This window comes from Pseudomonas sp. HP_14 (assembly GCF_055283875.1).
The window spans coordinates 102,997-126,412 of the sequence record NZ_JBTOQI010000004.1; the positions used below are offsets into that span (position 1 = coordinate 102,997).

The 23,416-nt window shown below is 58.3% G+C and carries 25 protein-coding genes; 18 read left to right on the top strand and 7 right to left on the bottom strand.

Translation table 11 applies throughout. The features are described 5' to 3' along the window. Window positions 1-258 precede the first annotated feature (258 nt). From mpl to ACYASS_RS04705, 3 genes are read left to right on the top strand one after another with little or no spacing between them, the layout of a single operon-like run. A complete protein-coding gene (gene mpl, locus ACYASS_RS04695) occupies window positions 259-1,608 on the top strand; it encodes a UDP-N-acetylmuramate:L-alanyl-gamma-D-glutamyl-meso-diaminopimelate ligase (protein ID WP_463585255.1) in 1,350 nt (449 codons plus the stop codon). Beyond that, on the top strand, window positions 1,605-2,234 hold the full coding sequence (gene ubiX, locus ACYASS_RS04700) for a flavin prenyltransferase UbiX (protein ID WP_122662432.1): 630 nt from the start codon (window positions 1,605-1,607) through the stop codon (window positions 2,232-2,234). The genes mpl and ubiX overlap by 4 nt, the downstream gene beginning before the upstream one ends. After that, entirely contained in the window at window positions 2,227-2,511 is a 285-nt protein-coding gene (locus tag ACYASS_RS04705) for a YceK/YidQ family lipoprotein (RefSeq protein WP_463585256.1), read from the top strand. Before ubiX ends, ACYASS_RS04705 begins: the two co-directional genes overlap by 8 nt. A gap of 116 nt (window positions 2,512-2,627) precedes the next feature. Here the strand turns inward: ACYASS_RS04705 and ACYASS_RS04710 are convergent, their stop codons facing one another. From ACYASS_RS04710 to ACYASS_RS04720, 3 genes are all read right to left on the bottom strand, one after another. Next, a complete protein-coding gene (locus ACYASS_RS04710; protein ID WP_243247814.1) occupies window positions 2,628-3,269 on the bottom strand; it encodes an oxidoreductase in 642 nt (213 codons plus the stop codon). A gap of 25 nt (window positions 3,270-3,294) precedes the next feature. Further along, the gene (locus ACYASS_RS04715; RefSeq protein ID WP_463585257.1) at window positions 3,295-5,019 is read right to left on the bottom strand and encodes a C13 family peptidase; all 1,725 of its coding nucleotides are present in this window, start codon (window positions 5,017-5,019) and stop codon (window positions 3,295-3,297) included. 134 nt (window positions 5,020-5,153) lie between these two features. Then, window positions 5,154-5,609 carry a MaoC family dehydratase gene (locus ACYASS_RS04720; RefSeq protein ID WP_463585258.1) on the bottom strand — a complete coding sequence of 152 codons (456 nt, stop codon included), beginning with the start codon at window positions 5,607-5,609 and terminating at the stop codon, window positions 5,154-5,156. Window positions 5,610-5,796: 187 nt separating this feature from the next. Between ACYASS_RS04720 and ACYASS_RS04725 the strand changes: the two genes are divergently transcribed. From ACYASS_RS04725 to ACYASS_RS04735, 3 genes are read left to right on the top strand one after another with little or no spacing between them, the layout of a single operon-like run. Continuing rightward, the gene (locus tag ACYASS_RS04725; RefSeq protein ID WP_243247817.1) at window positions 5,797-6,165 is read left to right on the top strand and encodes a CidA/LrgA family protein; all 369 of its coding nucleotides are present in this window, start codon (window positions 5,797-5,799) and stop codon (window positions 6,163-6,165) included. After that, window positions 6,155-6,871, top strand: a complete 717-nt coding sequence (locus tag ACYASS_RS04730) for an LrgB family protein (protein WP_463585259.1) — start codon at window positions 6,155-6,157, stop codon at window positions 6,869-6,871. Before ACYASS_RS04725 ends, ACYASS_RS04730 begins: the two co-directional genes overlap by 11 nt. 12 nt (window positions 6,872-6,883) lie before the next feature. Continuing rightward, a complete protein-coding gene (locus tag ACYASS_RS04735) occupies window positions 6,884-7,474 on the top strand; it encodes an LON peptidase substrate-binding domain-containing protein (protein ID WP_463585260.1) in 591 nt (196 codons plus the stop codon). Between the two features lie 139 nt (window positions 7,475-7,613). On the opposite strand, the gene ACYASS_RS04740 is transcribed toward ACYASS_RS04735, so the two are convergent. Both ACYASS_RS04740 and ACYASS_RS04745 read right to left on the bottom strand, forming a co-directional pair. After that, a complete protein-coding gene (locus ACYASS_RS04740) occupies window positions 7,614-8,930 on the bottom strand; it encodes a bifunctional DedA family/phosphatase PAP2 family protein (RefSeq protein ID WP_463585261.1) in 1,317 nt (438 codons plus the stop codon). A gap of 3 nt (window positions 8,931-8,933) precedes the next feature. Continuing rightward, the gene (locus ACYASS_RS04745) at window positions 8,934-9,605 is read right to left on the bottom strand and encodes a DNA-3-methyladenine glycosylase (protein WP_463585262.1); all 672 of its coding nucleotides are present in this window, start codon (window positions 9,603-9,605) and stop codon (window positions 8,934-8,936) included. Window positions 9,606-9,942: 337 nt separating this feature from the next. On the opposite strand from ACYASS_RS04745, the gene ACYASS_RS04750 reads away from it, so the two are divergent. From ACYASS_RS04750 to lipA, 12 genes are all read left to right on the top strand, one after another. Continuing rightward, entirely contained in the window at window positions 9,943-11,214 is a 1,272-nt protein-coding gene (locus tag ACYASS_RS04750) for a glutamate-5-semialdehyde dehydrogenase (protein WP_243247822.1), read from the top strand. A 64-nt stretch (window positions 11,215-11,278) separates the two neighbouring features. Continuing rightward, entirely contained in the window at window positions 11,279-11,923 is a 645-nt protein-coding gene (gene nadD / locus ACYASS_RS04755) for a nicotinate-nucleotide adenylyltransferase (protein ID WP_463585317.1), read from the top strand. 16 nt (window positions 11,924-11,939) lie between these two features. Then, complete coding sequence (gene rsfS, locus ACYASS_RS04760; RefSeq protein ID WP_243247823.1) at window positions 11,940-12,338, top strand: ribosome silencing factor; 399 nt, start codon at window positions 11,940-11,942, stop codon at window positions 12,336-12,338. Window positions 12,339-12,347: 9 nt separating this feature from the next. Then, entirely contained in the window at window positions 12,348-12,815 is a 468-nt protein-coding gene (gene rlmH, locus ACYASS_RS04765; RefSeq protein WP_122662457.1) for a 23S rRNA (pseudouridine(1915)-N(3))-methyltransferase RlmH, read from the top strand. A gap of 12 nt (window positions 12,816-12,827) precedes the next feature. Then, entirely contained in the window at window positions 12,828-14,729 is a 1,902-nt protein-coding gene (mrdA, locus tag ACYASS_RS04770; RefSeq protein WP_243247824.1) for a penicillin-binding protein 2, read from the top strand. A gap of 31 nt (window positions 14,730-14,760) precedes the next feature. Further along, the gene (rodA, locus tag ACYASS_RS04775; RefSeq protein ID WP_162874186.1) at window positions 14,761-15,864 is read left to right on the top strand and encodes a rod shape-determining protein RodA; all 1,104 of its coding nucleotides are present in this window, start codon (window positions 14,761-14,763) and stop codon (window positions 15,862-15,864) included. Between the two features lie 17 nt (window positions 15,865-15,881). Beyond that, window positions 15,882-16,889, top strand: a complete 1,008-nt coding sequence (gene mltB, locus ACYASS_RS04780) for a lytic murein transglycosylase B (RefSeq protein ID WP_463585263.1) — start codon at window positions 15,882-15,884, stop codon at window positions 16,887-16,889. Continuing rightward, window positions 16,889-17,896 carry a septal ring lytic transglycosylase RlpA family protein gene (locus ACYASS_RS04785; RefSeq protein WP_122662463.1) on the top strand — a complete coding sequence of 336 codons (1,008 nt, stop codon included), beginning with the start codon at window positions 16,889-16,891 and terminating at the stop codon, window positions 17,894-17,896. Before mltB ends, ACYASS_RS04785 begins: the two co-directional genes overlap by 1 nt. Before the next feature lie 236 nt (window positions 17,897-18,132). Then, window positions 18,133-19,293, top strand: coding sequence for a D-alanyl-D-alanine carboxypeptidase family protein (locus tag ACYASS_RS04790; RefSeq protein WP_122662465.1), 1,161 nt, complete (start codon window positions 18,133-18,135; stop codon window positions 19,291-19,293). 87 nt (window positions 19,294-19,380) lie between these two features. Further along, entirely contained in the window at window positions 19,381-19,656 is a 276-nt protein-coding gene (locus ACYASS_RS04795) for a DUF493 domain-containing protein (RefSeq protein WP_027902321.1), read from the top strand. Continuing rightward, window positions 19,656-20,303 (top strand): lipoyl(octanoyl) transferase LipB, encoded by a 648-nt coding sequence (gene lipB / locus ACYASS_RS04800; RefSeq protein ID WP_463585264.1) that lies wholly within the window; start codon window positions 19,656-19,658, stop codon window positions 20,301-20,303. The genes ACYASS_RS04795 and lipB overlap by 1 nt, the downstream gene beginning before the upstream one ends. Before the next feature lie 2 nt (window positions 20,304-20,305). Then, window positions 20,306-21,328 (top strand): lipoyl synthase, encoded by a 1,023-nt coding sequence (gene lipA, locus ACYASS_RS04805; RefSeq protein WP_027902323.1) that lies wholly within the window; start codon window positions 20,306-20,308, stop codon window positions 21,326-21,328. 280 nt (window positions 21,329-21,608) lie between these two features. On the opposite strand, the gene ACYASS_RS04810 is transcribed toward lipA, so the two are convergent. Then, on the bottom strand, window positions 21,609-22,928 hold the full coding sequence (locus tag ACYASS_RS04810; protein WP_463585265.1) for a lytic murein transglycosylase: 1,320 nt from the start codon (window positions 22,926-22,928) through the stop codon (window positions 21,609-21,611). Between the two features lie 84 nt (window positions 22,929-23,012). Then, window positions 23,013-23,168, bottom strand: coding sequence for an alternative ribosome rescue factor ArfA (arfA, locus tag ACYASS_RS04815; protein WP_463585266.1), 156 nt, complete (start codon window positions 23,166-23,168; stop codon window positions 23,013-23,015). Window positions 23,169-23,416: the final 248 nt, after the last annotated feature.

Sequence of the window (23,416 nt, forward strand, 5' to 3'; positions counted from 1 at the left end):
GGGAGAGCTGACATGACAGTAGCTCCGGAATAGTGCGCTTGTTCAAGCGTAGAGCAAAGGGGCAGACCTTGCTGTGTGGTAAGTGAGCATGAAACTCTGTAGGACCGGCTTTAGCCGGGAGGATGGCGTTAGACCCATCGCATCTGCTCATCGGGAATATCGCCCTCCCGGCTAAAGCCGGTCCTACGGCGGGTGTTGATACTAAGTGCCATTTCACCCTCTGTGAGCTAACCTGCGCGGATGTTTTAAGAGGTGGTCATGCATATTCATATCCTTGGTATTTGCGGCACGTTCATGGGGTCTCTGGCGGTGCTCGCTAAAGAGTTGGGGCATCGGGTGACCGGCTCCGACGCCAACGTCTATCCGCCAATGAGCACACAGTTGCAGGCTCAGGGCATCGAGCTGACGCAGGGGTATGACCCGGCGCAACTCGACCCTGCTCCTGACGTGGTAGTGATTGGCAACGCGCTGTCACGTGGCAACCCAGCCGTGGAATATGTGCTCAATAAAGGTTTGCCATATGTGTCAGGCCCGCAATGGCTGGCCGATCACGTGCTGCAAGGCCGCTGGGTGCTGGCGGTCGCGGGCACCCACGGAAAAACCACCACCAGCAGCATGCTTGCCTGGGTGCTGGAGCATGCTGGCATGAGTCCTGGCTTCCTGATTGGTGGTGTGCCGCAGAACTTCGCGGTGTCAGCCCGGTTGGGCGGTACGCCGTTCTTCGTGGTCGAGGCTGATGAGTACGACAGTGCCTTCTTCGACAAGCGTTCGAAGTTTGTTCACTATCGTCCGCGCACTGCGATCCTCAATAATCTTGAGTTCGATCACGCTGACATCTTCCCCGATCTGCCTGCTATCGAACGCCAGTTCCACCATTTGGTGCGGACTATCCCCAGCGAAGGCCTGGTCATTCATCCGACCACCGAGCCTGCACTGAATCGCGTGATTCAGATGGGCTGCTGGACGCCAGTGCAGACCACCGGCCAAGGCGGTCAGTGGCAAGCACGTTTGTTGCGCGAGGACGGTTCGCAGTTCGAAGTGATCTTCGAAGGCGAAGTACAGGGCACGGTGGACTGGGGCATGACCGGTCAGCACAACGTCGCTAACGCCTTGGCTACTCTGGCAGCCGCACGCCATGTCGGCGTCGTGCCCGCGCTGGGCGTCGAAGCCTTGAGCGCCTTCAAAAGCGTCAAACGGCGCATGGAGAAGGTTGCCGAAGTGCGCGGCATCACCATCTATGACGACTTCGCTCATCACCCGACCGCCATTGCCACCACGCTGGACGGCCTGCGCAAGAAAGTCGGTGACGCACCGCTAATCGCGATTATTGAGCCGCGCTCCAACTCCATGAAGCTGGGCGCTCACCGCGACGGCTTGCCGGAAAGTGTGCAGCAAGCTGATCAGGTGGTGTGGTACTCACCGGCCAATCTCGGGTGGGACCTGGCCGCTACCGCCGCGCAGTGTTCGGTACCGGCGGTGGTCTGTGATTCTCTGGAAGGCATTATTGCTCGTGTGAAAAGCCAGGCTCAGCCTGGTACCCATGTGGTGATCATGAGCAACGGCGGCTTCGGCGGCCTGCACGGCAAACTTGCCGAGGCGTTGCAGTGAGCGGCCCGGAACGTATCACGCTGGCGATGACCGGTGCGTCTGGCGCGCAGTACGGCTTGCGGCTGCTGGACTGTCTGGTGCGTGAAGATCGGGAAGTGCACTTTCTGATCTCCAAGGCCGCGCAGTTGGTGATGGCGACTGAGACCGACGTTTCGCTGCCGCCCAAGTCGGCCATGATGCAGGCCTTCCTTACCGAATACACCGGCGCTGCTGCCGGGCAGATTCGGGTGTATGGCAAAGAGGACTGGATGTCACCGGTCGCCTCGGGCTCCGGCTCGCCTGCTGCGATGGTGGTGGTGCCTTGTTCGACAGGTACGTTGTCAGCCATCGCGACCGGCGCCTGCAACAACCTGATCGAACGCGCCGCAGACGTGACGCTCAAGGAGCGTCGGCAGTTGATTCTGGTCCCACGTGAGGCGCCGTTTTCCAGTATTCATCTGGAGAACATGCTCAAGCTCTCGAACATGGGCGCGGTGATCCTGCCTGCATCGCCGGGCTTCTATCACCAGCCGCAAACCATTGATGATCTTGTGGACTTTGTTGTTGCGCGGATTCTTAATCTGCTCAACATCCCTCAAGACATGCTGCCGCGTTGGGGCGAGCATCACATGGGCGGTGATGAGTAAGCTGCTGCTGGTTGCGCTGGCTTTGAGCCTGACGGGCTGCGCCACCGCCCGCACGCTCAATGCCGCACAGTCCGGCGCTCCGGTGGTGTATGCCGGTACGCGACTGGACTTATATGCGATGCAGGGCGGGTGCTGTGCGATGGACCGTTTTGGTGCGCAAGCCCCAAGCTATCCGGGCCTGGACCTGCCGGGTAGCGCGCTGCTCGATACCCTGTTGCTGCCGTTGTCACTGCTGACTGCTGCAGGCGTGGGGTTTCAGGCGAGTGGTGGGTTGTAGCGAAACCGGTGGATCGTTACCTGTAGGAGCTGCCGAAGGCTGCGAAGCGGTGTGTCAGGCAGACTTCTTCGCAGCCTTCGGCAGCTCCTATAGAGAACTCATTGGTTTTCAGGAAATCACTTCCCCAGCCGCCGCAATTCATCCGACTCCACAATCCGTACGCCTGACTGCTCTTCAAGCGCCAGTCGCCATAACGCCCGGCCTAGGGTGCATGCCTCAATCGCCCCGTATTTACCGGGGATCAACTTGGCCAGCGGCGCTGCGAGTTGTTCTGCCAAACGTTGCTCGCTGCGGTTACCCACCAGCAATGAAGGGCGGGCGATGGTCAGTTGCGGCCAGTCCTGAGCGATGAGCGCCTGTTCCATCTCGCCTTTGATACGGGTGTAGAACACGCCGGATGAAGGGTCGGCATTGATAGCGCTGATGACCACCAGATGCCGCGCGCCCAGCTCTCTCGCGCGTTTGGCAAAGGCTACGACCAGGTCCAGATCGACCGCTTTGAACGCATCCTGTGAACCTGCCTGTTTGATAGTCGTGCCCAGACAGCAGAAAGCGATATCCACCTGACCACTCAAGCCGGGCAGCAAACCGCTCAGTTCGCCGACCGGATTTTCCAGGTGGGAGTGCTCAGGTACTGGCCTGCGAGTCGGTGCCAGTACCCGGGTGATGGTGGGTTCGTTGAGCAGGCGATCCAGCAAGTGTTCGCCGGTGAGCCCGGTAGCTCCCGCAAGCAGGATATGTTGAGGCGTCAAGTACATGAAATTCTCCCTTGATACCGACAGCTTAGTGGCTTGCAGCAGTCTTCGCTTCCTTGCGGATCATCGCGGTGTTCAGGGCCCGTTCCGCCTGGTTCTTGCGTAGCAATTGCCAGCGCGCAATGACGCCCTTGGGTGCCCAGATCTGCGGCTCAGACGCTTCATAGTTATCTGCAACTTCACGTTCTGCGACGAATGCTTTGGCGTCGCTGAAGGCTTGTTGCAGGTCATCGGTTTCGACCAGCGCCTTGGCAAATAGTGCATCGCCAAAATAAGTGAAGTCAGCTTCTTCCGAGCAGCCAAAGGAAACCCGGTCAGCACGGGAGGCGGTCATGATCAGTGTGCGGTCATCTTTGAGCGCAGGAATGAAGCCGCCTGAATAGCACGCTGAAATGACGATGACTTTGTCGCGGTTCTTCAGTGGGGCCAGCGCTTCTGCCAGTTCATCGGCGGGCAGGTCGGCCAGTTCAAGGCGTGGCTGATCCAGCACCAGTTCATGCTCGGAAGTACCGTGGCTGGTCAGGTAGATGAAGACCAGGTCTTCCGGCCCGCTCCGTTGCGCCAGAGTCTTTACCGCGCGAGTGATGCTTTCCCGTGTCGCAAGCGGGCGATCAATCATGTGGTCGCGATGGTTGACCAGCGTGATTTGTCCTAAGGCACCGAAACGCGAACCCAGCAGGTTATTCACGTAATCGGCCTCACGCAGGAACACGCTTTGTTTCCCGTCACCGCCGACCACCAGACTGAACAGCTCCAGTGCGGGTGTTGAGTTGGGAACGGCTGCCAGTGATTTCTCCAGCAGCGAGCCTTGGGCCAGCAAGCCCGCCTCCAGCGTGTCGGGGAGCAATTTGCCCTTGGCATCGCGTATCAGTTGGCCGTTGGCCCAGATTCCGCTTTGAACGCTGCCTTGAGTCGGGGTGAGGACGCCTTGACCCTGGTAGACGTCATCGGCGAATTGCCCGACGTAGGTGCTGCCGTCTGCAAGCTTCAAACGGCCCTGTCCGGTAAATCGCCAATTGGTGAACTCGCCCTGATAACGGCTGCCATCGGCTCCGATCAGTTCGCCTTTGCCGTTCAGTGCGCCGGCCCTGAACTGGCCTACCCAGACATCGCCGTCGCTGTTTTCGTAACGGCCGCGACCATCCAGTTGATTGTTGCGAAAGCCGCCAACGTATTGGTCGCCTTCGGCGCTGGTAAAGCTGCCGTTGCCTTCCAGTTTGCCGTTGACGAACTTGCCACTGAACTGGTTCCCGCTGGCGTCGCTGCGCAAGCCTTCGCCGTTGGGTTTGCCACGGGAGAACATGCCTTGATACTGGCTGCCGTCATCGAGTTCGATTCGGCCCAGCCCATCGTATTGATCAGCCTTGAACGCACCGCGATACGTCAGGCCCTTCTCTTTGAGTGTGCCTTCACCGTCGCGTCGTCCTTGCTTGAAGCCGCCGACGTAAACGCCGCCGGTGGTGACCAGCGTGCCTTGGCCATCGAAAAGTCCGTTGGCGAAACCACCTTTATAGGTGTCGCCGTTACTGGCATGCCATTCCCCATGGCCTTGCCACAGGCCGTTCTGGAAGTCGCCTGCGTACCAGCTGCCATTGGGGTAGTCGATGCGACCCTGGCCCTGCAGCAAACCGTTGACCACGTCGCCACGATAGCGCCCGCCGTCTGGCAGGCGAGCGTCGGGAGGTGACAGCGGTTCGCCGTCGCCACAGCCAGCGAGAAGAATAGTCAGAGCCAGAGGAACAAGCGCGCGCATGGTCAATCCCGAACAATATGATTTCAGGCGTGCAGGCGACGATCAGGACGTTCTATGCACAGCCGCAGGGAGTATGCCGTAGCGAGTATTGGCGACGAAACAGTCAGTAATGACTGTTTCGTGTTTTGGCAGTGTTACACGAAGCACATCGACAAAGGTTCGGCGATGAAAGCAGGTTTTTCCTGACCGTCTATTTCCAGTGTGGCCGTGGCTTTGAGCAGCCATTGGCCGGGCTTTTTCTCGGTCACGTCAGTGAGTGCGACTTTTAGACGAACGCGTGAGTCGACTTTTACCGGCTGGATGAAACGGACGCTGTCCAGGCCGTAGTTCACCACCATTTTCAAACCTTCGGGGAGCACCAGCAGATCCTCCATCAGTTTGGGGATCAATGACAGCGACAGAAAACCGTGGGCGATGGTCCCGCCAAATGGCGTTTGGGCAGCCTTGACCGGGTCGACATGAATGAACTGAAAGTCACCGGTGGCTTCGGCGAATAAATTAATACGTTCCTGGTCGATGGTCAGCCAATCGGAGTGTCCCAACTCCTTGCCAATGTAGTCCTTGAGCTCTGCAACGGGTACAAAAGGCATTCTCACTCTCCTTGTCTTCGATGTTGTTGTCGCTTTTTGCTTTTTAATGCGTAGGATTTTGCCTGTGCTTGCGACACCAAGATCAGCAGAGAGTGTGGGATTGGTCAAGGAAGCGCAGCGTCGCGAATGCCCGCCCATAGCCGTACAAGGTGCTTATAATGGCCCCGCGAATTTGCTGGAGCGTTCTATGTTGCTAAGGGGCCTGACCTGGCTGGTGCTGTTTCAACTGCTCGGCACCGCGCTGAATCATTTGATCTTGTCTATTTTGCCCGGGCCGATTATCGGCCTGGTGCTGTTGCTGGCGTTCCTGATGGTGCGCGGCGAAGTCAGCGAGCCGATCAGTCAGGCCGCCAGCAGTCTGCTGCGTTACCTGCCGTTGCTGCTGGTGCCACCGGCGGTTGGGGTGATGGTCTACGCCGCCGCCATCGCCGAAGATTTCTGGGCGATTGTCGGTGCGCTGGTGCTGTCGCTGATGATTGCGTTGACCTTTGCCGGTTGGCTCATGCAGAAGTTGATCGAGCGTCAGGCTCGTGCCAGGAGCCATCATGACGCTTGATTGGTATGGCGCCGGGATGTCGGTGATTCATCATCCGCTATTTGGTATCGCAATCACTTTGGGGGCTTATCAATTGGCGCTGGCCGCTTATGAGAAGACTCGTCTGGTGTTCCTCCAGCCAGTGTTGATCTCAATGCTGGTGCTGATTGGCGTACTGATCAGTTGTGGTGTGACCTATGCCGAGTACCGCAAGAGCACCGAGATTCTAAGTATCCTGCTCGGTCCGGCTACCGTGGCCCTGGCGGTTCCCCTTTATCTGAATCTGCGCCGAATTCGTCAGTTGTTATGGCCGACCTTAACTACGCTGGTAGTGGGTGGCGTTTTCGCTACCGGCCTGTGCCTGCTGCTGGGTTGGTGGTTCGGTGCTGATCACATGATTCTGATGACCATGGCGCCGAAGTCGGTGACCTCACCTATTGCCATGCTGGTTGCCGAGCAGATCGGTGGTGTTGCAGCACTGGCTGCGGTGTTTGTGCTGATTACCGGTGTACTGGGTGCCATCTTCGGGCCGGGTCTGCTGACGCTGGCGCGGGTCGATAATCCAGCTGCCCGGGGCATGGCGCTGGGGCTGGCAGCGCATGCAGTCGGCACTTCGATTGCATTGCAGGAAGGCGAGGAGTGCGGTGCGTTCGCTGCACTGGGGATGAGTTTGATGGGTGTCGCTACGGCTTTGTTTCTGCCGTTGGCGGTGTCTTTGGTCGTTTAAAGGTGCATGTGTATGACATTGCCGTTGTTTCCACTTAACGCTGTGCTGTTTCCGGGGTGCATTCTCGATCTGCAGCTATTCGAGGCGCGCTACCTGGACATGATCGGGCGCTGCATGAAGCAGGGCGAGGGTTTCGGCATCGTGTGCATCACGGAGGGCGGGGAAGTCGGCGATGCCCCCAGCGGTTATTCATTGATCGGTTGTGAGGCGCTGGTGCGTGACTTCCAGAGCCAGGACAACGGCTTGCTTGGGATCCGCGTTGAAGGCGGACGACGGTTCCGGGTACTCAGCGCTGAAACTCAGCGCGATCAATTGCTGGTCGCTAAGGTGCAGTGGCTGGATGAACCACAGGAGCGGCCGCTTCAGGAGGAAGACGCTGACCTGGTGGCGCTGCTGGCCGCCCTGGCCGAACACCCTATGGTGGAGGCGTTGAACATGGGGCTCAAGGCCAATGGTCAGTGGTCGTTAGCCAATCAACTGGCGTATCTGCTGCCGTTTACCGAAGAGGACAAGATCGAGCTGCTTGAAATCGACGACCCCGAGGATCGTCTCGATGCTATTCAGGACCTGCTCGATGAAATGCAGGGCGATCTTCAGGCGTGACTGAGGCCATGTGTCGGGCTGCAAACTCGGGCCTGTAGGAGTGAGCTTGCTCGCGATTCGATCTGACAGTCGATGAACATATCGCCTGTGCTGACGCCATCGCGAGCAAGCTCACTCCTACAGGGAATCCATCTCAGAGTCAGTACTGATAACGCAGCACGGCATGCGGCAGCGAATACAGCGCGAAACCGCCAAACAGTGCCACCAGGGATGGCAACACCAGCCACCAGATTTTTACAGGCAAGGCAGGCAGCGACGATTGTCTTTGCACCAGGCTCAGGCTGATCGCGCAGAGCGTGAACGCCAGCAGCATCCCGGCCAGTACGTCAGTCGGCCAGTGCACACCCAGATAGACCCGGGACATCGCGATCGAAATCGCCGGAAGCCCGCCCAGCATCAGCCATGTCAGTCGCAACCGCACCGGTTGGCCGCGACCGGCCAATACTGCCAGTGTCATGAAAAACGCAAACGCTGCAGAGCTGTGTCCACTCGGCATGCTGTAGGTCGTCAACGGTTCAAGCAGCACTTCCGGACGCTGGCGTGCGAACACCCATTTCATTCCACCGTTGGCGCAGGCCGTGCCCAGTGTTGTGATGCCCGCAAACAAGGCGTGACGCCATTGCCGGGTAGCAACCAGCAGGATCAGCAGCAAGGCGGCGGCATAGAACTGGGTACGGAAATCACCGAGGCCGGTGACCACGATGACGAACTGATCGACCACCGTGCTGCGGTGTTCCTGGATCAGGGTCATGATGCCGTTATCGAGCTGGGTCAGGTGCGGCCAGCCGAAAAAGATGGCGGCGAGTAGAACCGCGCTGGTCGCAGCGATGATCTCGGTCGCGTGTTTTTTGCTGCGCAGGCTGGTCTGGATAGCCACCCCGATCAGCACGGCAAGGCTGCCCCCGACGATGCCGGCCTGAGGCCAGAAACCGTCAGGCAATGGCAGGCGCACAGCTGCACCCGCAGCCCAGCCCGGCAACAGATAAGCAATCGACCAGCCTGCGGCCGCAACCACGCTGACTGCGGCGAACCGTGGGAAAGGCATATCGAACATGCCCGCGACCATGGGGAGCATCGGACGCAGCGGACCAATAAAGCGCCCGACCAGAAGGCTGGCGATGCCGTAGCGCTGGAAGTAGGTTTCTGCGCCGCCGATCCATTCCGGGTGGGTACGAAGACCCGGAAGACGCCGTATGTTCTGGTGAAAGTGGCGCCCAATGAAGTAGGAAACCGCATCGCCGAGCAGGCCTCCGACGAAACCCAGCAGGAGAACCTCACCCAGCGGCAGAATCCCGCTGCCCGCCAGCGCCGCCACGGCAAACAACACAACCGTACCCGGTACGATAATGCCGACAATCGCCACGCATTCGACGAACGCGATCAAAAAAATAGCCACGCTCAGCCACGACGGATTGACCGCCAGCCAGCCGGTGATGCTGTCGAGCCATTGGCCCATGGTTCAGTTTCCTTGATCGAGATAAAAGTAGTCGCGCCCTTCGACCTGACCGCGTCGCAGCGGGTTCCGTGTACAGAATCGAGCGTATTCAGGGTCGACGAAGCGGTACATCAGGTGTTCATCACGGCCCAGAGGTATGCCCAGTCGCGTGGTCTGGATGATACGGGGTGGCGTTTGACCGACATCTTCTACGAGTAACAAATTTGCATCGAAACGTTTCGCATCCCACATCGGTACTTTCAAGCCTAGCGCCTTGCACAGCAGTGTCTGACCTGCGCACAAACGCTCGGGCGCCCTTAGCGCGCCGCTGGCGTCAGGGTTGTTTAATTGCATTCGGGCAAGGCTGTTGGCATCCGATATGGCATCGACCCAAGGGTGCGCTGATTTAATCAGCACCGCGTTGCCCGGCCCTTCGGCGCTGAAGTTAAGCGAATCTCCGCCGCGCGCGTAGTACATATAGATATGCCCGCCGTCGAGAAACAGGGCCCTGCGCTTTTCGGTGTAGCCAAGCGATGCGTGGCTGCCCTTTTCGGCAAAGTAATAGGCTTCGGTCTCGATAATCCTGGCGGCCAGCCACAAGTCGCCGACCTTGTGCCGAATAACTTTGCCCAGCAGCGCCTGCGCCAGAACCTGTGCGTCACGGTTGAAAAAGCTGTCGGGCAGGGCGGTTGGCATGTCTGGTTACACAAAGAAGGCGGGCATTGATGATATCAACGCCCGGCTTAATTGCAGCTGAATGTGATGGTTCAAAACTTGTGCTTGCATCTGTAGGAGCTGCCGAAGGCTGCGAAGCATTTGATCTGACACACCGCCATCGCAGCCTTCGGCAGCTCCTACATGTACTCTGATTGGTGTGCGGCAGCGCTGAGTCAGGGATACAAGGCGATCTCCCGCAGATAAAACCTTCGTCCTATTTCACCCCGTTATCGACCATCCGCCTGTCACCGCTGTCGTTAGCGTCGCCCGACAGCTATAATCGGCCGCTTTCTTCACTGCCAAGACCTCTGAGACCATGACTGAGTCCGTTCTTGACTACATGACCCGCCTGGGTCGCGCCGCCCGCGAAGCTTCGCGAGTGATCGGCCGTGCCAGCACTGCGCAGAAAAACCGCGCCTTGCTTGCTACCGCCGCTGCTCTGGATGAGGCTCGCGCCGAGTTGTCCGCCGCCAATGATCTTGACCTCGCCGCAGGTCGCGCCAACGGTCTGGAACCGGCCATGCTGGAGCGTCTGGCCCTGACCCCCGCACGTATCGACAGCATGATCGTCGGGCTGCGTCAGGTAGCGAACCTGCCTGATCCGGTGGGCGCGATCCGCGACATGAGCTTTCGGCCGTCGGGTATTCAAGTCGGCAAGATGCGCGTACCGCTTGGCGTTGTGGGCATCATCTACGAGTCGCGTCCGAACGTGACCATTGATGCTGCCAGTCTGTGCCTGAAGTCAGGTAACGCCACTATTTTGCGTGGCGGCTCCGAAGCGATTAACTCCAATCGGGCAATTGCTGCCTGTGTGCAGCGCGGTCTGGCGGAAGCCGAGCTGCCTGCTGCTGTGGTGCAAGTGGTGGAAACTACTGACCGTGCGGCGGTTGGCGCGTTGATCACCATGCCTGAATACGTGGATGTGATCGTGCCTCGTGGCGGCAAGGGCCTGATTGAGCGCGTCAGCCGTGATGCGCGGGTTCCGGTAATCAAGCATCTGGACGGCATCTGTCATGTGTATGTCAGCGCCCATGCCGACCTGCCCAAGGCCCAGCGCATCGCGTTCAATGCCAAGACTTACCGTTACGGGATTTGCGGTGCCATGGAAACGCTGCTGGTCGATCAGACCGTCGCTGCGGATTTCCTGCCATTGATGGCGGCTCAGTTCCGTGAAAAGGGCGTGGAGCTGCGTGGCTGTGAGCGTACCCGTGATTTGATCGACGTTATTCCTGCGACCGAAGAAGACTGGCACACCGAGTATCTGGCGGCGATTCTGTCGATCCGTATCGTGAGCGGCCTGGATCAGGCCATCGAACACATCAACCATTATGGTTCGCATCACAGTGACGCGATCGTTTCCGACCATCAGGGGCAGGTTCGCCGATTCATGGCTGAAGTTGACTCCAGTTCGGTAATGGTCAATGCGCCAACCAGCTTTGCCGATGGCTTCGAATACGGATTGGGTGCGGAGATAGGTATTTCTACTGATAAGCTGCACGCCCGTGGCCCGGTAGGTCTGGAAGGTCTGACGTGCGAGAAGTACATCGTGATCGGCGATGGCCAGTTGCGCGGACAGGAGCCAGCCTGACTTGAGCGAACCTGTGCAGCACGCGGCAACGCCTGCGGATGCTGTAGTCGAGGCCGATACGGCCTTGCCGAAACGTATTGGTATTCTGGGCGGCACGTTCGACCCGGTACACATTGGTCACTTGCGCGGCGCCCTTGAGGTTGCTGCGCTGCTTGAACTCGATGAGTTGCGCCTGACGCCCAGCGCCAGGCCTCCTCATCGCGACATGCCGAGTGTCAGCGCAGAAGACCGTCTAGCGATGGTCGAGTGTGCAGTGGCCGGTGTGACGCCCTTGACGGTGGATGACCGTGAACTGAAGCGGGACAAACCGTCGTACACCATCGACACCCTGGTATCGATGCGCGCCGAACTGGCCGCAGAGGATCAGTTGTTCCTGTTGCTGGGCTGGGATGCTTTTTGCGGGCTACCCACCTGGCATCGTTGGGAGGAGTTGCTGGAGCACTGCCATATAGTGGTGCTACAGCGCCCGGACGCAGACAGCGAGTCGCCGGATGCCATGCGCAACCTGCTGGCGGCCCGCGCGGTCAGCGATCCGAAGGCCCTGAAGGGGCCGGGCGGACACATTACATTCGTCTGGCAGACGCCTTTATCGGTGTCTGCCACCCAGATCCGCCAACTGCTGGCCAGCGGTAAGTCGGTACGTTTTCTGGTGCCAGACGCCGTACTGGCCTACATCGAGGAGCACGGGCTGTACCGTGGTCCCAATTGAACTGAATGAGTTTTATATGACCAAGCAAAAACACAATATTTCCGGCGAAGAACTGGTTGAACTGACCAAAGCTGCTCTGGAAGACGTTAAAGCCCAGGATATCCTGGTCATCGACGTGAAAGACAAGCACAGCCTGACTGACTACATGGTTATCGCTACCGGTACTTCCAACCGTCAGATCAACGCGATGCTCGACAAGGTTCGCGAGAACGTCAAAGCCAAGGGCGCACAGCCTCTGGGCGAAGAAGGCAAAGGCGAAAGCGATTGGGTTCTGCTCGATCTGGGCGACGTTATCGTGCACATGATGACCGCCGCCGCACGTCAGTTCTATGACCTGGAACGTCTCTGGCAGGGTGCCGAGCAGAGCCGCGCTGCAAGCGCTGCACACCACACTCCGGGTAACGAAAGCGAATAAGGTCTCATTGTGCGTCTGCGTCTGATTGCCGTTGGTTCGCGCATGCCTAAGTGGGTGGAGGAGGGCTGGCATGAATATGCCAAACGTCTGCCATCCGAGCTGGCACTCGAACTCGTGGAGATTCCGCTTAATACCCGTGGCAAAAATGCCGACGTGGCCCGTCTGATCCGTCAGGAAGGCGAGGCCATGCTGGCAAAAGTGCAACCGGGTGAGCGGATCGTGACCCTCGAAGTGCACGGCAAACCATGGAGTACCGAGCAGCTCGCGGTGGAGCTGGATCGCTGGCGACTTGATTCGCGCACAGTGAATCTGATGGTTGGCGGCCCTGAAGGGCTGGCACCGGAAGTCTGTGCGCGCAGTGAGCAACGCTGGTCGTTGTCACCCCTGACGTTGCCGCATCCCTTGGTGCGCATCCTCATCGGTGAGCAGATCTATCGTGCCTGGACAGTTCTGTCCGGGCATCCTTATCACAAATAGCATCGCGCCCTCATGTCTCAGCCCATCCGCCTAAAAGACCACGAGAAAGACGCACGCCTGGTGCGTAGTCGCGTTGTGGTCGGGGCTGTGGCTGTTGTCTTGCTGGTGTGCGTGTTGATCGCCCGGCTGTATTTCCTGCAGGTCATCCAATACGACTATCACTCCACACTGTCGGAGAACAACCGGGTTCATGTGCAGCCGATTCCCCCAAGCCGTGGCTTGATTTTCGACCGCAATGGCGTCGTTATCGCCGATAACCGGCCCAGTTTCAGTCTGAGCATGACCCGCGAGCGTTCCGGTGACTGGGCGCAGGTGCTGGACACCATCGTCGAGGTGCTGGAGCTGACGCCGGATGACCGGTTGATCTTCGAAAAGCGTATGAAGCAGGGGCGTCGGCCTTTTGAGCCGGTACCGATCCTGTTCGAACTGACCGAAGAGCAAATAGCCCGTGTCGCGGTGAACCAGTTCCGCCTGCCGGGTGTGGAAGTCGTGGCGCAGTTGGTTCGGCATTACCCTCAGGGTGCGCACTTTGCGCACTCGGTGGGCTACATGGGACGGATCAACGAGAAAGAGCTGAAGAACCTTGATCCGGTTAACTACAGTGGTACCCACCACATCGGTAAGACCGGCATCGAGCGCTTCTACGAAGACCAGTTGCATGGTCAGGTGGGCTACGAGGAAGTTGAAACCAACGCCCGAGGTCGCGTATTGCGCGTGCTCAAGCGAACTGATCCGGTGCCGGGCAAGGACATCGTGCTCAGTCTGGACATCAAACTTCAGGAGGCGGCTGAGGCCGCGCTCGCAGGGCGGCGTGGTGCGGTTGTGGCCATGGACCCGCGAAACGGCGAGGTGCTGGCGATGGTCAGTGCGCCGAGCTTCGACCCTAATCCTTTTGTAACCGGTATCAGTTTCAAGGCTTACGCCGAGTTGCGTGATTCCATCGATCGACCGCTGTTCAACAGGATCCTGCGGGGCTTGTACCCGCCGGGTTCGACGATTAAACCGGCCGTGGCGATTGCCGGGCTGGATGCCGGGGTCGTGACGGCTTCAAGCCGTGTATTCGATCCGGGTTACTACCAATTGCCCAATTACGATCATAAATACCGTAACTGGAATCGCACTGGCGATGGCTATGTGGATCTGGACACCGCGATCATGCGCTCCAATGACACGTACTTCTACGATCTGGCCCACAAGCTGGGTATCGATCGGCTTTCTTCCTACATGAACAAGTTCGGCATCGGACAGAAAGTGTCTCTGGATATGTTCGAAGAGTCGCCGGGCCTGATGCCGTCCCGCGACTGGAAACGTGCGACCCGCCGTCAGGCCTGGTTCCCGGGTGAAACCTTGATTCTCGGGATCGGCCAGGGCTACATGCAGGCAACACCTCTGCAGTTGGCCCAGGCGACTGCGCTGGTTGCCAATAGAGGCGTGTGGAACCGGCCGCATCTGGCCAAGACCATTGAGGGCGAGAAGCCGGTCGATGACAATCCGATGCCTAACATCGTGCTGCGCAATCCCTCCGACTGGGACAAGGTCAACCACGGCATGCAGCAGGTTATGCATGGCGCTCGGGGGACTGCGCGCAAGGCGGCTATTGGCGCTCAATACCTGATTGCGGGCAAAAGTGGTACCGCACAGGTCGTCGCTATCAAGCAGGGCGAGAAATACGATCGCTCCAAGGTTCAGGAGCGTCACCTCGACCACGCACTGTTCGTAGGCTTCGCGCCGGCCAACGACCCGAAAATCGTTGTTTCGGTCATGGTGGAAAACGGCGAGTCGGGCTCGGGGGTCGCAGCTCCTGTGGTCCGTCAGGTAATGGATGCCTGGCTGCTAAACCCCAACGGAACACTGAAACCTGAATATGGCGGCGCTCAAGCCGTGGAGGCCGCAGCCAGTGCCAGTGAAGAGTAATTTCGACCGCATTTTGTCCAGTGAAGACGTGATGCGTCGTCGCGCGACGTTCTTGCAGCGTATCCATATCGACGGTCCTTTGCTGGTCTTGCTGCTGACCCTGGCGGCAGGCAGCCTGTTCGTTCTGTACTCGGCGAGTGGCAAGAACTGGGATCTGCTGATCAAGCAGGCGAGTTCGTTCGGTATCGGTCTGGTCGCTATGGTGATCATTGCTCAGTTCGAGCCGCGCTTCATGGCCCGCTGGGTGCCCGTGCTGTATGTGGTGGGTGTGCTGTTGCTGGTCGTCGTGGATGTCATGGGCCATAACGCCATGGGTGCGACCCGCTGGATCAATATCCCCGGCGTGATTCGCTTTCAGCCTTCCGAGTTTCTCAAGATCATCATGCCCGCGACGATTGCGTGGTACCTGTCCAAGCGATCTCTGCCGCCGCATCTCAAGCATGTGGCGGTCAGTCTGGCGTTGATCGGTGTGCCGTTTGCCTTGATCGTTCGTCAGCCTGACCTGGGGACATCGCTGCTGATCCTCGCGTCGGGTGCGTTTGTGATGTTTATGGCGGGCCTGCGCTGGCGCTGGATTATCAGCGTGATTGCTGCTGCGGTGCCGGTGTCGGTTGCAATGTGGTTTTTCATCATGCACGACTACCAGAAGCAGCGCGTGCTGACCTTTCTCGACCCGGAGAGCGATCCGCTCGGCACAGGCTGGAACATCATTCAGTCCAAAGCCGCTATCGGTTCCGGTGGTGTATTCGGCAAGGGCTGGCTGCTGGGTACCCAGTCACACCTGGACTTCCTGCCGGAAAGCCATACCGACTTCATCATCGCCGTACTGGGCGAAGAGTTCGGTCTGGTGGGGATCTGCGCGCTGTTGCTTATCTATATGCTGCTCATCGGACGCGGTCTGGTGATCACGGCTCAAGCCCAGACATTGTTCGGCAAGTTGCTGGCTGGCGCGTTGACGATGACATTTTTTGTTTACGTTTTCGTCAACATCGGTATGGTCAGTGGCCTGTTGCCGGTCGTGGGTGTGCCGTTGCCCTTCATTAGCTATGGAGGAACTTCGCTCGTGACGCTGCTGTCAGCCTTTGGGGTTTTGATGTCGATCCATACACACCGTAAATGGATCGCACAGGTTTGATTAAGGTGAAGAATTCAATGCAAGTAGTGCGTAGCTGGGCTCGATATGCTCCGGTGGTCGGCCTGGTTGGCATTCTTGGATCTGTTCAAGAAGCATTCGCTGGCGATTACGAAGGTTCGCCGCAAGTGGCTGAGTTTGTCGGTCAGATGACCCGCGATTATGGTTTTGCCGGTGAACAATTGATCGACGTGTTCCGTGAGGTCGAGCGCAAGCAAGCCATTCTGGATGCGATTTCCCGTCCGGCCGAGCGGGTCAAACAGTGGAAAGACTATCGCCCGATGTTCATCACCGACGCGCGTATTGCGCGGGGTGTGGATTTCTGGCGTCAGCACGAGGCCGCGTTGGCCCGTGCCGAGCAGGAATACGGCGTCCCGGCTCAGGTGATCGTATCGATTATCGGCGTCGAGACCTTTTTCGGGCGCAACACCGGTAATTACCGTGTGATTGACGCTCTGTCGACGCTTGGCTTTGACTATCCTCCTCGCGCTGAATTCTTCCGCAAGGAGCTGCGTGAGTTCTTGTTGCTGGCCCGTGAAGAACAGGTTGATCCGCTGACGCTCAAGGGGTCTTATGCTGGTGCCATGGGCTTGCCGCAGTTTATGCCGAGTAGCTTCCGCGCCTATGCGGTGGATTTCGACGGTGATGGGCACATCAATATCTGGACCGATCCGGATGATGCCATCGGCAGTGTGGCCAGTTACTTCAAGCAGCATGGCTGGGTCGCTGGCGAGCAGGTGGTCAGCCTTGCAAGCGTGCGCGGGGATCGCGTTGATGAAGGACTGACACCGGGCATTGATCCGGTAAAGACCGTCGGGGAGTTGCGAGCCTTGGGGTGGTCGAGTCATGATGCGCTGCGCGACGACCTGCCAGTGACCGCATTCAAGCTGGAAGGCGAAAATGGGCCTGAATACTGGATGGGTTTGAAGAATTTTTATGCAATCACTCGCTATAACCGCAGTGTGATGTACGCCATGAGTGTGCATCAGCTGTCTGAATTATTGGTTCAAGCTCGGGGCGTCAAGTAATGCGGGCATTGCCGATGGTTACATCTTTGAAGTTGATGGCGTTGGCTTCGTTGTCATTGCTGGTGGTCAGCTGTTCGTCCCCGAGTCGTCCTGTACAGAAGGGCACGGCGGGTATCTCTTCGCCACCGGGCCTGGACATCAACCGTGCGCATAAAGATGGCGCGCCCTGGTGGGACGTGGATATCTCGCGTATCCCTGATGCGACGCCAAGCCTGCACACCGGTCCGTACAAGGCCAACCCGTACACCGTGCTGGGCAAGACTTATTTCCCTATTCAGGACTCCAGGAACTATGTCGCGTCAGGCACTGCATCCTGGTACGGGACCAAGTTCCATGGCCAGAACACCGCCAATGGCGAGGTTTATGACCTGTATGGCATGAGCGCGGCGCACAAGACGTTGCCGCTGCCCAGCTATGTAAAAGTGACCAACCTGGACAACAATCGTACGGTGATTTTGCGCGTCAACGACCGTGGACCGTTCTATTCGGACCGGATCATTGACTTGTCTTATGCCGCGGCCAAAAAGCTCGGTTATGCCGAAAGCGGCACCGCACGGGTCAAGGTTGAAGGGATCGACCCGCAGGTATGGCTAGCCCAGAATGGACGTCCTGCGCCGTTGCTGCCGAATCAGCCACAGGCAATACCGCAACCTGCTGCACCGGCTTTGGTCGCATCTGCCGGGACCATCGAGCAGTACACGCCACCGCCGCAACAGCACGCTGCGCCTGCGGTGCCGTTTGACGCAAAAAAAAACGCTTCCGTACCAGTCTCTGGGCTGTATCTCCAGGTGGGCGCGTTCGCCAACCCGGACGCTGCGGAGCTCCTGAGGTCGAAATTGAGCGGGATGGTTCGGGCACCGGTTTTCGTGAGTTCGATAGCCCGCAATCAACAGACACTCTATCGAGTTCGAATGGGGCCGATCGAGACTCAGGGTGAAGCCCAGCAAATGCAAAACAGCGTTAGGTCAGCCAATCTGGGTCAGCCTAGCGTCGTGACACTGGATTAATAGCCGTTCACGTCCGGCAGCGATGTCGGGGCGGATCGGTTTGCAGTTGCCTGCCAGACTCATTGCCATCAGAGCAAGTCGCGCAGGCAACTGTCCATGAGCCTGTTTGTCGAACAGGCGGCTCATGGGCCAGGATTAGAGCCTGGCACCGCCGGTCGATGGCGGCACCGCTGCCATCGGCCCGTTAAGCTTTGCCCGCGAGGGCATGTTTGCCCATTAGCAATTTCGAGAGACGGATGAACATCACCACCTTTGCAAAACGCTTGTGCCTGCTTGTACCGCTGATCATCACTCCGGCTGCCTGGGCGGCCGAGCAGATGACGCCTTCCGCACCGCAACTGGCCGCCAAGGCCTACGTGCTGATGGACGCCAGCAGCGGTAACGTTCTGGTCGAAAACAATGGCGACCAGCGCCTGGCGCCTGCAAGCCTGACCAAACTGATGACCGCCTACATCGCGACTCTGGAAATCCGTCGTGGTCAGATTGGTGAGAACGACCCTGTGACCGTCAGCGAAAACGCTTGGCGCACCGGTGGTTCGCGGATGTTCATCAAAGTCGGCAGCCAGGTAACCGTCAGTGACCTGCTGCACGGCATCATCATTCAGTCGGGTAACGACGCCAGCGTAGCGCTCTCCGAGCACATCGCAGGCAGCGAAGACGCGTTCGCCGACATGATGAACAAGACTGCCGCTGATCTGGGCATGACCAACAGTCACTTCATGAACCCGACAGGCCTGCCAAATCCGGAGCATTACTCTTCTGCTCACGACATGGCGATTCTGGCGCGCGCGATCATTCATGAAGACCCGGCTCACTACGCGATCTATTCGCAGAAAGAGTTCTTCTGGAACAACATCAAGCAACCTAACCGTAACCTGCTGCTGTGGCGCGACAAGACAGTAGATGGCCTGAAAACCGGCCACACTGACGAAGCTGGCTATTGCATGGTTTCGTCTGCCGTTCGCGACGGCATGCGTCTGATCGCAGTAGTATTCGGTACTGCGAGCGAGCAGGCCCGTGCTGCCGAAACGCAGAAGTTGCTGACTTACGGTTTCCGTTTCTTCGAAACCCAGAACTTCTATCAGAAGGGCACCGAGCTGGCTCAGGCCACTGTCTGGAAAGGTACCGAGCGCCAGGTCAAAGCTGGCCTGGCTGAAGACCTGAGCATGACCATGCCAAAAGGCGAGATGAAGAAGCTGACCGCCAGCATGACCATGAACCCGCAGTTGGTTGCGCCAATCGCCAAGGGCGATGTGATCGGCAAGGTTGAAGTGAAAATGGAAGACAAAGTCGTCCACACTGCCAATCTGATTGCCCTCGACGCTGTTGAGGAAGGTGGCATCTTCCGCCGCGTGTGGGATAGCATTCGTCTGTTCTTCTACGGCTTGTTCAACTGATAACAGTACAACGCTGACCATGACGCGCCCGCTCATACCCTGAGTGGGCGCGTTTCCGTGTTCACGGCTTGTGAGACCTTTACTGCCATGACAGATTCCGACGTCAAGTCGCACAAAATCGAATTCCCCTGCGATGACTATCCGATCAAAGTGATCGGTGACACAGGTGTGGGGTTCAAAGACAGCGTGATCGAGATTCTGGCCAAATACGCCAAGATCGAGATATCCACGCTCGCCGAACGCCAAAGCAGCAACGGCAAGTACACGACTATCCAGTTGCACATCGTTGCAACCGGCGAAGACCAACTGCGTGACATCAATAGTGCCTTGCGCGCTACGGGTCGCGTGCACATGGTGCTTTGATGGCTGCAATGCTGGGCGTTCGCGAACTGGGTCAGGTCGATTACGAACTGGCCTGGCATGCGATGCAGCGCTTTACCGACCAGCGCGGTAAAGAGACTCAGGACGAGATCTGGTTGGTGCAGCACGCACCGGTTTTCACTCAGGGACAGTCCGGTAAACCCGAACATTTGCTGTTACCGGGTAATATTCCGGTGGTACAGGTCGATCGTGGCGGCCAAGTGACCTATCATGGGCCCGGCCAATTGGTGGTCTATCTGATGCTTGATGTCAGACGCCTTGGTTTCGGTGTGCGTGATCTGGTAACCCGGATCGAAAATAGCCTGATCGACCTGTTGGCCAGTTACGGTGTAACGGCTGCGGCAAAGGCTGACGCACCGGGTGTTTATGTCGAAGGAGCGAAGATCGCGTCCCTGGGATTGCGAATTCGCCAAGGTTGCTCATTCCATGGTCTGGCGCTCAACGTCGACATGGACCTTGAGCCCTTTCGACGGATTAATCCCTGTGGATACGCAGGACTGGCAATGACCCAGCTGTGCGATCATGCAGGCCCGATTGAATTTGCCGAGGTAAGTGCCCGGCTGCGCGCGCAGCTCGTCAAACACCTCGACTATGCTGAGCAGACGACCCTAACGGGCGGAATCGACTGATTATGACTACTGCGACTGAAACTGCCGTGCAAACCTTGATCCCAACCGTCGACGTTTCCGAGCGTGCACCTCGCCCTAAAGTTGAGGCTGGCGTGAAGCTGCGTGGCGCGGAGAAAGTTGCGCGTATCCCGGTGAAGATCATTCCGACTGTCGATCTGCCGAAAAAGCCTGACTGGATCCGCGTTCGTATTCCGGTTTCCCCTGAGGTTGATCGCGTCAAACAACTGCTACGCAAGCACAAGTTGCACAGCGTTTGCGAAGAGGCTTCCTGCCCGAACCTGGGTGAGTGCTTCTCCGGTGGCACTGCGACCTTCATGATCATGGGCGATATCTGCACCCGTCGCTGCCCGTTCTGCGATGTAGGCCATGGTCGTCCAAAGGCGCTGGACGTCAACGAGCCGACCAACCTGGCCGTTGCCATCGCCGATCTGCGCCTCAAGTATGTGGTGATCACCTCGGTTGACCGTGATGATTTGCGTGATGGCGGTGCTCAGCATTTTGCCGACTGCATCCGTGAAATCCGTAAGCTGTCGCCGAACGTGCAACTCGAAACGCTGGTTCCGGACTACCGTGGCCGTATGGACGTCGCTCTGGAAATCACTGCTGCCGAGCCACCGGATGTGTTCAACCACAACCTCGAGACCGTGCCGCGTCTGTACAAGGCTGCGCGTCCGGGCTCCGATTACCAGTGGTCGCTGACCCTGCTGCAGCGTTTCAAACAAATGGTCCCGCACGTACCGACCAAGTCCGGCCTGATGCTGGGTCTGGGCGAAACTGATGAGGAAGTCATCGAAGTCATGCAGCGCATGCGCGAGCACGACATCGACATGCTGACCCTCGGTCAATACCTGCAACCTTCGCGCAGCCACTTGCCTGTCCAGCGCTTCGTGCACCCGGACACGTTCGCGTGGTTCGCCGAAGAAGGTTACAAGATGGGCTTCAAGAACGTGGCGTCCGGTCCGCTGGTGCGTTCTTCGTACCACGCCGACGAGCAGGCCAAGATTGCCGTCAAGGCGATGGTCTGACGCGTCAAGCGTTGATTGTTTGAGCTGTAAACAAGGCGGGCCGGATATCACTATCCGGCCCGTTTTTGTTTGGAGGATGCTTGGCTTTCGGTAGATGTGTTATTTGCTATGTATGGCCTGCATGAGCCGTCCCCGTGTCCCTGACACCGCGCTGTCTCGCAGCAACATTTGACCTGTAGGAGTGCACGAGCACCGCGAGGCCGCGATAGCGGTGCATCAGGCAGGACGCCATCGCTGCCTCGCGATGCTCGTGAGCTCCTGCAGGAGGTGTCTTTTCGGCTTAAGGCCTGCGCAGGTTTTGCAACAACTCCTGCGTCGGATAGCCATCAGCAGGCCAGCCAAGTGCTTGCTGCGCACTGCGAATGGCTTTGCGCGTGTTGGCGCCGATAATGCCGTCTGGGGTGCCTGCGTCGTAGCCTTTGGCCGAGAGCAGGGTTTGCAGTTCCATGCGCTCAGAACGGCCTAGAGGGACGTCCCCGCGCGGCCAACTGCCTTCGACATACCCACCGCCCTGGAAACGCCCAGACAACAGCCCGATAGCCAGCGCATATGAAGATGAGTTGTTGTAGCGCAGGATCGCGCGGAAGTTGTCCATCACCAGAAAGGCCGGGCCTTTATAACCTGCCGGTAACAGCAGAGCCGCCTGTTGCTGCGCCGCCGTCGGTGGCAGGGCGCTGCCGTTGGGCAGAGTCAGCCCCAGTTGCTGCCATTCAGCAAGAGTCTTACGGGTTGACGCATCAGCCAGTGCATAGTCGAAACCAGACGCGAGTTTGACTTCATAGCCCCAGGGCAGGCCGGTCTGCCAGCCAGAGCTTTGCAGGTAGTGCGCCGTCGATGCGAGCGCGTCAGGCGCGCTGTTCCAAATGTCACGGCGCCCGTCACCGTCAAAGTCAACGGCGTGAGTGTTGTAGGTCGTCGGGATGAACTGCGTCTGGCCCATGGCGCCGCCCCAGGAACCGATCATTTGTTCCGGTGAAATATCGCCCTGCTGCAGGATTTGCAGTGCTGCCAGTAACTGGTCTTGAGCGAAGCTGCGACGCCGGCCCTCATAGGCCAGTGTGGCCAGCGAGCGGATCACTGATTGCGAACCCTGGAATTGTCCAAAGTTGCTCTCCATACCCCATACAGCTACCAACGCATTGCGGTCGACGCCGTAACGCTGTTCGATGGTTTGCAGGACCCCTGCGTACTGATTGAGCAGTGCTTGTCCCTTGCGAACCCGCGCATCCGAAATTGCGCCGTCCAGGTATTCCCACACTGGGCGGGTAAATTCGGGCTGGCTGCGATCAGCTTTGACCACCTTCATGTCTGGCGTCACGCCAGTAAACGCGCGATCAAAAATGTCCGGTCTGATACCTGCCTTGAGGGCTTGCGCGCGGAAACCAGCCTGCCAGTCGGCAAAGCTCATGGTTGGCAGAATATCGAGATTGGCATCCACAGCAATGGCCGGAGCCGGTGAGGCCAGCGGCGTTGTGATAACGCGTGGAAGAGGCGTGGCGTCGGCTGCTGTCGGTTTTTCCGCGCAGGCAACTAACAGGATAAGGCTGGAGGCAGCGATCATTTGGCGCAATTGCCAACGTCGGAAAAAACAAGAGGGCATGCTTGGGTCCAAGGTATTACCGTTAGATGCAGACCTTAACATGCCTGCAGGCCGGAAAGGACCTCGGGGAACAGTCGCGATGTTTCAGGCTGCCAGAAAGTGAGAAGCCTCCCAGCTTTTAGACTGGAAGGCTTCACGGCGGTAGCTGCCTTTGCCTTTACCCGGTTGTTCCTGGCGGCTGCGGAACAAGGGTTGGGCGATGATGGATTTGGCTTTGTTCGGTCTTTTTTGCTTATTCATGGCGGGTGTTCTCTGGAGGGAAGGAAGCGGGGCGGATTTTCAAACAGAATGAAGCCTTCTGTCTAATAGATGTGTGCTATCGCCAACGCCCAATCCCTGTTTGTTTTAAAGAGCATGTCACTTTGCTACCTGTAACTTATGACAGCTAGACAGCCCCTATAACGACGCGCCTAATAATCTTCCGACCAGCATTAACTTGAATTCTGAGAGGCGGTAATCGAGCGTGTGTTCGACACATGGAGGTTTAG